Source organism: Bacillus sp. HMSC036E02 (assembly GCF_001836235.1).
Taxonomy (GTDB): Bacteria; Bacillota; Bacilli; order Bacillales; family Bacillaceae_G; genus Bacillus_A; species Bacillus_A cereus.
In genome coordinates this window covers 1-9,689 of sequence record NZ_KV827807.1, presented here as the reverse complement: position 1 = coordinate 9,689, position 9,689 = coordinate 1, and the positions used below count along the sequence as shown (strand labels likewise).

Here is a 9,689-nt window from a genome sequence, read left to right as displayed (position 1 = left end):
AAAGAAGTGGATAGTATTGCGATTCAGTCGTCTGTCCGCAACCTTGCGGATGCCTATACACGCTTTTTCAAAAAACAAAACAGCGCCCCGCGCTTTAAATCTAAGAAAAACAACGTACAATCTTATACCACAAAACAAACAAATGAAAACATTGCTGTTATAGAAAACAAAATTAAATTGCCAAAACTAGGGCTTGTTCGATTTGCCAAAAGTAGTGAAGTAAAGGGACGTATTGTAAATGCTACAGTTAGACGGAAACCTTCTGGTAGATATTTTGTGTCATTGTTAGTTGAAACAGAAGTACAAGAACTTCCGAAAACAAATTCTTACATTGGAATAGATGTAGGACTAAAAGATTTCGCTATTTTGTCAGATGGAAGACCCTATAAAAATCCGAAGTTTTTCCGATCATTAGAAGCTAAGTTGGCGAAAGCACAGCGTGTTCTTTCTAGAAGAATGAAAGGATCTTCTCGCTGGAATAAGCAACGAGTAAAGGTAGCTAGAATTCATGAATACATTTCAAATGCTAGAAAAGATTACTTAGACAAAATCTCCACTGAAATCATCAAAAACCACGATGTTATCGGTATTGAGAATTTGCAAGTATCGAATATGTTAAAGAATCATAAGTTAGCAAAAGCAATTAGTGAAGTGTCTTGGTCGCAATTTCGATACATGTTAGAATACAAAGCAAAATGGTACGGCAAACAAGTCATTGTCGTATCGAAAACATTTGCTTCCAGCCAATTATGCTCTTGTTGTGGATATCAGAACAAAGACGTTAAAAATCTAAACCTACGTGAATGGGACTGTCCTTCTTGTCGTACAAACCATGATAGGGATATTAACGCAAGTATCAATATAAAAAATGAAGCGATAAGGCTTCTAACCGCAAGGACTGCGGGGTTAGCCTAATCAACTAGAGTTCGATAGAACTCTTTACTTAGGAATCCCTCACTTCTAAACGAAGTGAAAGTGGGGGTAGTTCAAAAAATAAAAGGTATAAAAATAAAATGCAGTGATTTCACTCACAGTATTTTTTTAAAACATGGTTTATCTTATAAGAGAAGAGTGAGTATGAGAAATTCATTATATTTTACTATTTGGGATGGGTATTCCCTAAATTGGTGGAGTATGATTACCAGTGGGGGGATTCTCTCACTGGTAAAGTTTTTTATCTATAAATTTAATGATATACATGCTAATTCTTATCATTCTTACGTAACATTTTGATAAAAAATTAAATGTGAGGTGTGGAAGAATGAAGTTAATTATTCCAAAGCAGCATGGAGCCTGGGGAATGCTGCTTATTCCATTTGTTTTAGGTATTTTAACTGGTAAATGGACATGGTATCATATACCTCTTTTTTTAGCGTGGTTTTTTGTGTATTTAGCTACATATCCCTTATTAATGTATGTAAAACAGCCGCGAAAGAAGTATTATTTGTATTATTTTTTTCTGTACTTTGGTGAGGCTTGTATATGTACAGCTATTGCTCTTAGTTATGAATGGCGTATAGTTTACTTTTCTATTATTATGCTCCCGTTTTTTTGTATAAACATTTATTTTTCTAGCAAAAAAAATGAACGAGCCTTATTAAATGATGTATGTGCAATTCTTTTGTTTTGTATAGGGGGCATTATAAGTTATTACTTCACAATGAAAACAGTCGATAAAAATATATTGATAATAGCGACTATAACATTTTTATATTTTATAGGAAGTACGTTTTATGTAAAAACAATGATACGTGAAAAAAAGAATCCAACGTATCGCATTCTGTCATGGTGGTACCATCTATTACTTGTGATTGTTACACTTATTTTATCACCAACGATTACCATTATTTTTATCCCAAGTTTGATACGGTCTATAGTACTGTATGGAAGGAATATTTCAATCTTAAAAGTGGGGATTTTAGAGAGTATAAATGCTATTTACGTTTTTATTACAACAATAATAGTATTTAAATATTTTGTCTCGTAAAGACTAATAATGATTCATATTGTTTATGTTATATTAATATATTAATTTATTTTGATTAATTGTTTTATTAATTGTTTTATTAATGTTTTCTCCAATCCTGGATGTAGAAAGGAATGTATAAATAATGACTTTTTACCAAAAATTAATGCCGTATTATGATGAAATTTTTCCAGAAAATGAAAAACAATTGAATTTTATTGCTTCATATTTACAAGAGGGGGACTCCGTAATTGATGTAGGTGCGGCAACAGGGAATGTGGCTAATGCATTAGTTGAAAAAGGAATGATTGTAACTGCGATGGAACCAGAGAAGAAAATGGCTGATAAAATTTCTGAGAAGGCTATAGCCCATAAGGGAAGACTTTTTGTAAATACACTTAGAATGCAGCAAATAGACGATGTGCCTGGGATATTTGATGGTATTTATTGTATTGGAAATACGTTGGTTCATTTGGACAATGTACAGGAAATTACTGATTTCATTCAACGTTCTTTTAAAAAACTTAAGAAAAATGGAAAGTTCATAGTTCAAATTGTAAACTATGAAAAAGTATTAAATCAAAAAAATTTCATATTTCCAGTAATTACGAAAGAACATTTCTCATTTAAACGAGATTATGCAATAGTGAGAAAAAAGGTACTATTTACTGTAACATTAAATACAAATGGTGAAGAATTCTCAAATAGTATAGAGTTATATCCAATTACAAAAAAACAATTACTTCCCATATTAATAGATTGTGGATTTGAGTCAGTAGAAACTTACGCTAATTTTGATAAAAAAATATATTCACTTGATGGTCCGGCATTAGTAATTGTAGCAACAAAATAAATTTTAAAAACACCTGAGTAGAAAGCTGTTACTCAGGTGTTTTTTTATTAATTTTTTTAAAATGTGATTCTAGTCCTCTTTTAATTATAAAAAAGTTTATATAATTCAGTGGTAAATCGAATCTGATTGAGGAGGAATTGAGTTATATGGGCAAAGAAATTCAGTTAACTAAAGATATATATTGGGTAGGAAAAGTTGATAATAGAGAAGTTCCATTTCATCGTTTAATCTTAGCAAAAGGAACAACTTATAACGCGTACTTGCTAAAAACGGAAAAACCAACAGTGATCGATACAGTTGATATAGAGTTTGGAAGAGAATTTGTAGAATCATTAAGTAAATTAATTGATCCACAAGAAATTCAGTATATCGTAGTGAATCATACAGAACCCGACCATTCAGGGGGATTGGCAGCATTAGCATCAAGAGCTACTAATGCAACGATTGTATGTACAGAAATTGCAGTACCAGAAATACAAGAGATGTATAAACTGCATAATCGAAAGTTTTTAGTAGTAAAAGACGGTGATACATTAGATATTGGTGGAAAAACATTGAAATTTAAAGAAACGCCATATCTTCATACTGAAGAAACAATGATTACCTACTGTGTAGAGGATAAAATTTTATTTCCTTGTGATATTTTTAGTACTCATATAGCAAATGACGAGATTTTCAGTGATAAAGCGAATGTAGATATTACGGAAGACTTTATTGGTTATTATAATGCCATTATCCATCCACATAGAAGATATGTAAGAACATTAATAGAAGCTCTAAAAGATTTGGATGTACAAATGATTGCACCATCTCATGGCTACATTTTACGTCAGGATATACAGAAGTATATTAAATTATATGCGGATATGAGTAGAGATACGAATCAAGATAAGAAAGTAACAATTGTATATACAACAATTAAAAATAATACAAAAAAAGTGGCAAATATTATTAAAGAAACTTTAGAAGCAGATAATATTCATGTAACAGTATTTAACGCTGATAAATCAAAAAAATTAGAGGTTTTAAAGAGTATCCAAGAAGCAGATGCAGTCTTCATAGGATCTTCAACTAGATATGCAGATATAATTGGTAATTTAGAAGACATTTTAAAAGAAATCACAGAAATGAACCTAGAAGGGAAAATTGCAGCTTCATTCGGTTCATATGGTTGGAGTGGAGAGGCAATTGAAGTGATACAAGATTACCTCAATGAAACAAATATGAATGTACAAAGCACATCAAAAGTTATCAAATCTACAGGTATGACTCATGTTGAATTTCCTATTCGGATTAGATTCTCTCCAAGAGATGAGGAGAAAGTAAAAAAAATCCAACATGCAACAACATTTGTTACAGATTTATTATTGAGTTCTATTTAATAGAAAAATGGAGGTGAAAACATGGAAAAGAATTTTGTTATTATTGGGAGTGGTGTAGCGGCTGTAAATGCCGCTAAAACTATTAGAGAGTATGATAAAGGATCAAATATATTTATTTTTGGTGAGGAGCCATCACTACCTTATAAAAGAATTAAATTATCAAAGGATCTGTATTCAGATTTACACAGTGAAAAAGTGTTAATTAAAAAGAAAAAGTGGTATCAAGATAATCACATATCAGTTTTTATAAACACAAAGGTGGTAAAAATTAATACAGATGAGCAATTTATTGTTACATCCAATGAAGCGGTATTTTCTTATCATAAACTATTAATTTGTACAGGAGCGAATAATAGAAGATTAGAGATAAATGGAATTAATAAAAAAAATATTTTTACTATTAGAGACATGAAAGAAGCAGATGAGCTTAAAGGTCATTTAGAGGACAAAGAAAGTGTTGTGACCATTGGTGGGGGTGTACAAGGGTTAGAAACAGCATGGTCTATTCTGAAAGCTGGTAAAAAGGTATCCATTGTAGAAGTAGCTCCTTTATTAATGAGAAGACAATTAGATACAAAATCTTCGCTTCTCTTGAAACGAAGAATTGAAAAGGAAGGAGTAAAGGTGTATTTAAATACTTCTATTGATTCTATTCTCGGGAAAGAATCTGTAACTGGCATAAAGATGAACGACAATTCTCAAATTAATTGTGATAGTATTGTTTACTCAATTGGCGTTACTCCGAATACTAAACTTGTACATGATACGGCTATTAAATTAAATAGAGGAATTGTTGTGGATGAGGAGATGAGAACAAATATAGACTCCGTATACGCCGCGGGAGATGTTGCAGAAGTAAATAATGAAATTGAAGGCTTATGGGGGACTGCCTTGGAACAAGGCAGAGTAGCAGGTAGTAATATGGTCTCTAAAACTGCTATTTATAAAAAAGAAATTCCAACCACTATTTTTAACGCATTCAATGTATCTTTATTTTCAATTGGAGTTGTTAATGAAGAGCAATGTGATACAACAATTGTTGAAGAAGACGGTAAGGAGAAGTATACAAGGTTATTTATTAAGGATAATAAAATAGTCGGTGTGATTTCATTAGAAGGAGTTGCTGCATCTATTTCTTACAAATCTGCGATTGAAAAGCATGTGTCGTTAGAAGGAATAGATTTATTAAATACAAACATAAGTGAAATAATGAACAAGTTAAAAGAAAAAATATAAATCTGTACAAAAAGGAGAGGAAATCATGAAAAAATACATTTGTTTACCATGTGGATATATATATAACCCAGAGGTAGGCGATCCAGATGAGGATATAGAACCAGGAACAAGTTTCGAAGATTTACCAGAGGACTGGGTTTGTCCTGTGTGCGGAGAAGATAAAAATCATTTTGCACCACTAGATGAATAAGAAGGAAAAAACAATGAGAATACTGCACAGTATTCTCATTGTTTTTTATATTTTTGAATGTGATTCTGGTCACAGAAATATTTTTTAAAAAATTCTATAATAATTATGTAGCAGATACTTATACCGATTCAGCCATTCTCGGTACACTCTATATGGCCCTGACACCACCCTTTCTCCTCAGGGCCATATTTTTCTATGCCATATCAAAATATGTTTATGAAGATAGTGTATATCACTGTCTTCATAAACATATAGTTGTGATTTGGGTCACTGCAATATTTGATAAAAATGTCTATAATAACCTTGGATATCAGTATATTTTTAATTCTATAGTTAAAGTAAGGTGAGAAAGTATGGACGATAATCATAAAAAATCAAGAGAGCTTTGCCCAAGAAAAGTACTAATTTTTAAGACCCTTTCCGAAGAGGAAATTAGTAATATAGCTTCAATGACAAAACATAGGAAGTTTAAAAAGGGTCAGCCATTAATTCTTGAGGGAGATAAATCAGATACATTATTTATTATTAATAGTGGACAAGTAAAGCTATGTACATTAACTCTTCAAGGGAAAGAGCAAATATTGCATATACTAACAAGTGGTGAATCCTTTTGTGAATTAAATATATTTAATTATGATGAAAAAAGTAATTTTAGTGCGTATGCTATAGAAGATACTCATATCTGTATGCTAAAAAAAGAAAATATGGATTATATAATGGAACGAAATCCAAGTATTGCATTAAAGTTGTTAAAAGTTGTCACAAAACGTTTAGCTAAGATAGAGAATTTAGTGCAAAATTTAGCGACAAACAATCCTGAAGTTAGAATTGCTCATATACTATTGGAGTTTTGTGATAAATATGGCAAAAGTACAGAGGATGGAATACTTATTAACTTGCCATTGACACGAGAGGAATTGGCAAATTATGCGGGGGTAACAAGAGAGACTATTAGTCGTAAATTGAATAAGTTTGAAAGTTTAGGGCTCATGGCCTCTGTTGGAAATAAGAAAATAATAATAAAAAATCAGTTAGCTATTAGAAGACTTATCAGTTTCTGACAAAAGACCCCTTTCTCAGAATATAAAAGAGGAGTTATTACAAATTAGTAAGTATTTTAATTATATGAATTCTTAAAATCATTATATATGAGTAAATCACAAAAAAGGGAATATGTGTTACCAATCGGTTTAATTGATAAGGTATGGATTTTTTGAGCCGCAAAATATCACATGCCTTATAATCAAACTTAAAAAATAAATTTCAAATTATTTTATCTTATATTTTTGATTTATGCGAGGGACACACCTTAGGTACCACTCCAATGGTATAGGTGTGTCCTTTAATTTTATATAATTAAATAACGTTAGTGATTCTCGTGTAAACTAGGGATTATTATATAATAATTATATAATGAGAAATTAGTAATTTAAAGTTTATCTCAAATCTTATAGCTCTGTGTTTTTTTAAGGAATGATAGTTAGGGCTTGTCTGCCTAATTGACCCATGCTTCTTCAAAATCCTTCTTATCAATTCTTTTATTTTTTTCCGTATCTAATGGATCATTAATGTATACATATTGATCGGTGTATCCAGTTAGTAAAACACTATGTTGACGGTATGTAACCTGTCTCTCACCCATATTTGTTTTCCAAGTACGAAATTCATAATCAGGTAGTTTGCGAAAGCTCGCGTTTGTTAAAATCCAAACAGGGTGTTCTTTATCAATTGCCTTATATAAATCCTCAGGATTACTTCCAGTTAAGTCTATAATACAATTCTCTGATATGTATAATTTGGCTAACTCTAAAATCGGCTTAATATGCACACCTAAACCAGGCATATCTATGTCATACATATCTCCAACAAATCCTTCGTCCATATTTCCCATAAATCCATTGTTTTGAAAAGGTACATATTTAATATTTTCAGCTAACTCTAATTTATCAACGGATAGACTGTTAAAATTTAAAAGCATTGCTAAACTTGTAACTTCGCATCCACGTTCTAATTCTGGATTTTGTAAAATCAAAGGGACTTCTAAAGGATTATTCTCTTTAGAAGATAGTTTTTTTTCATCAATTTTAACAAGTTTATCCATCTCATATGTTGTATTTTTAACGCTATTATTTTCACCTTTATGGACTAGAGTTATTATACATAATACCGTGCATAAAATAATTAATAGATAAATATTTTTGTGTCGTTGCATTTTAGTATGTCTCCTTAATTAAATTAATACTTTAATTTAATACGTAACGGGGTTGCAAATGTGTCAATATTACAGTGTTCTCTTTAACACGTTTTCAAAGGTTTAAAACTCTTCTTAAACAATTATTAAGAAGAATTTTTTAGATAAAAGTTATAAAGAATTAGTTTTAATTAACTAAGAAATTATGCAAAAAGAGTATTTGTCTGTACATTTGTTATATGCTCGGCTAATACAGTAGCTTGTGCGTGGAGGGGGGCTGGAAATCCTAATGTAATACCATTGTGTTCAGTGCATTCACCAATTGCATAAATTAATTTATCATTTGTTTGCATATACTTATTAACAACTATGCCACGTTTAACATATAAGCCAGCTTTTTTTGCTAAATGTGTATTAGGTCGCCTACCAATAGGTATTACAATTAAATCGTATTTTTTAATAGTGCCATCTTCGAATTGGATCCCCTCTGCATAGTCTGTACCTAGGATTTTAACCGTGTTTTTTTCCATGAGAAATTGAATCCCTTTTGCTTTTAGCTTGTTACATAGTAATGAACAAGCCAAGATATCTTGTTTTGCCATTAAGTGTGAACTGAAATGAACTACGTGGACGTCTATTCCAAAATCAAATAATTTTTGTGCAATTTTTAGACCGAGCAGGCCATTGCCAATAATAATAGCTTTCTTTGCATGCTTCTTAATATTTAATAGAAATTGGATTTCTTCAGTTGTTCTAAGTTTATTTACTCCAAATAATTGCAGTCCTTTAACGGGGAAAATAAAAGCAGTAGATCCTATTGCAATGATGAGTTTATCGTAGAAAACAATACGGCGTTTATCTGTCACAATGACCTCGTCCTCACGATCAATTTCTATTACCTTTTCGTTTGTAAAAAGCTTAATATTATGTTGTTTGTACCAATCATATTGCTTTTGCATTCTATTTTTAATATCTAATTTTAATGAGATAGTGTTTATTTGATTGTAGAGAGGATAGAGTTCATCACTGAAAATAGAAATGCTATACATATTAGGATTTTGTATTAAAATCTGTTCAATACAGCGTAAACTAGATATACTATTACCGATTATTACTAAGCGTTTTCGTTTTCTCATATCAATTTCTCCTTTTTGATTGTGAAGTATTGAGCAATGATGTTTGCTCATATTATATCAATTTTAAAAAAAGAGTGCTTGATATGTAGTTTATTTTAAAATATGTCACAAATTATCTTTATTCGAGTATTGGGATACAAATTGGATTCCATTAAATTCATAGGTTAGAGCCAAATTTTTAACGAATTTCCCGAAAGAATTCTCCTTCCTCAAGCGTGTGAAGGGCGTAGCCCAACGGTAGGTGGAAGATGAATTTCGGTTTGGCGTAGCTAAAAGGTTTTCCTTTTTATTTTGCCTCTGATATAATCAGTCTAATAAATTATAAAGGCTGGTATATCAATGAAATTAGATAGTAATAACCATTCAGTATTCTTGTTGTACTATCACCTTGTGTTGGTCGTGAAATACAGAAGAAATGTGTTTGATGATGATACGTCAGACTATGCAAAAGATATGTTTGTTCGACTATCTGAAAACTATAACATCACATTAGTTGAATGGAATCATGATGTAGACCATGTTCATATTTTGTTCAAGGCACACCCTAATACAGAAATGACAAAATTCATTAATGCTTATAAAAGTGCAAGTTCTCGACTTATTAAAAGAGACTTTCCACAAGTGAAAAAGAAACTTTGGAAAGAGATGTTTTGGGCAAGAAGTTTTTGCTTGCTAACTGCTGGTGGTTCGCCAATAGACGTAGTGAAAACATATATTGAAAATCAAAGTGAAAAG

Annotated in this window: 9 protein-coding genes and 1 pseudogene; 8 read left to right on the top strand and 2 right to left on the bottom strand. The window is 31.1% G+C overall.

All coding sequences use genetic code 11. From position 1 onward, the window contains the following. From tnpB to HMPREF2590_RS03475, 7 genes are all read left to right on the top strand, one after another. Positions 1-915 (top strand): IS200/IS605 family element RNA-guided endonuclease TnpB (gene tnpB / locus HMPREF2590_RS03510; RefSeq protein WP_070861319.1); only part of this gene is annotated, 915 nt, incomplete at its 5' end. 346 nt (positions 916-1,261) lie between these two features. Continuing rightward, on the top strand, positions 1,262-1,987 hold the full coding sequence (locus HMPREF2590_RS03505) for a YwiC-like family protein (protein ID WP_000766863.1): 726 nt from the start codon (positions 1,262-1,264) through the stop codon (positions 1,985-1,987). A 124-nt stretch (positions 1,988-2,111) separates the two neighbouring features. Further along, positions 2,112-2,819 (top strand): class I SAM-dependent methyltransferase, encoded by a 708-nt coding sequence (locus HMPREF2590_RS03500; protein WP_000145189.1) that lies wholly within the window; start codon positions 2,112-2,114, stop codon positions 2,817-2,819. Positions 2,820-2,965: 146 nt separating this feature from the next. Next, positions 2,966-4,201 carry an FprA family A-type flavoprotein gene (locus HMPREF2590_RS03495; protein ID WP_000513994.1) on the top strand — a complete coding sequence of 412 codons (1,236 nt, stop codon included), beginning with the start codon at positions 2,966-2,968 and terminating at the stop codon, positions 4,199-4,201. 21 nt (positions 4,202-4,222) lie between these two features. Further along, complete coding sequence (locus HMPREF2590_RS03490; RefSeq protein WP_050822663.1) at positions 4,223-5,437, top strand: NAD(P)/FAD-dependent oxidoreductase; 1,215 nt, start codon at positions 4,223-4,225, stop codon at positions 5,435-5,437. Between the two features lie 25 nt (positions 5,438-5,462). Then, complete coding sequence (gene rd / locus HMPREF2590_RS03485; RefSeq protein WP_000759867.1) at positions 5,463-5,627, top strand: rubredoxin; 165 nt, start codon at positions 5,463-5,465, stop codon at positions 5,625-5,627. Between the two features lie 353 nt (positions 5,628-5,980). Further along, positions 5,981-6,688 carry a Crp/Fnr family transcriptional regulator gene (locus tag HMPREF2590_RS03475; protein ID WP_000342564.1) on the top strand — a complete coding sequence of 236 codons (708 nt, stop codon included), beginning with the start codon at positions 5,981-5,983 and terminating at the stop codon, positions 6,686-6,688. 405 nt (positions 6,689-7,093) lie between these two features. On the opposite strand, the pseudogene HMPREF2590_RS03470 reads toward HMPREF2590_RS03475, so the two are convergent. After that, positions 7,094-7,839: pseudogene (locus tag HMPREF2590_RS03470) on the bottom strand (C39 family peptidase). A 182-nt stretch (positions 7,840-8,021) separates the two neighbouring features. Further along, positions 8,022-8,954, bottom strand: a complete 933-nt coding sequence (locus tag HMPREF2590_RS03465; RefSeq protein ID WP_070861318.1) for an FAD-dependent oxidoreductase — start codon at positions 8,952-8,954, stop codon at positions 8,022-8,024. 339 nt (positions 8,955-9,293) lie between these two features. Between HMPREF2590_RS03465 and tnpA the strand changes: the two genes are divergently transcribed. Beyond that, positions 9,294-9,689, top strand: a 396-nt coding sequence (gene tnpA / locus HMPREF2590_RS03455) for an IS200/IS605 family transposase (RefSeq protein ID WP_050822658.1), incomplete at its 3' end; no start/stop codon positions are given.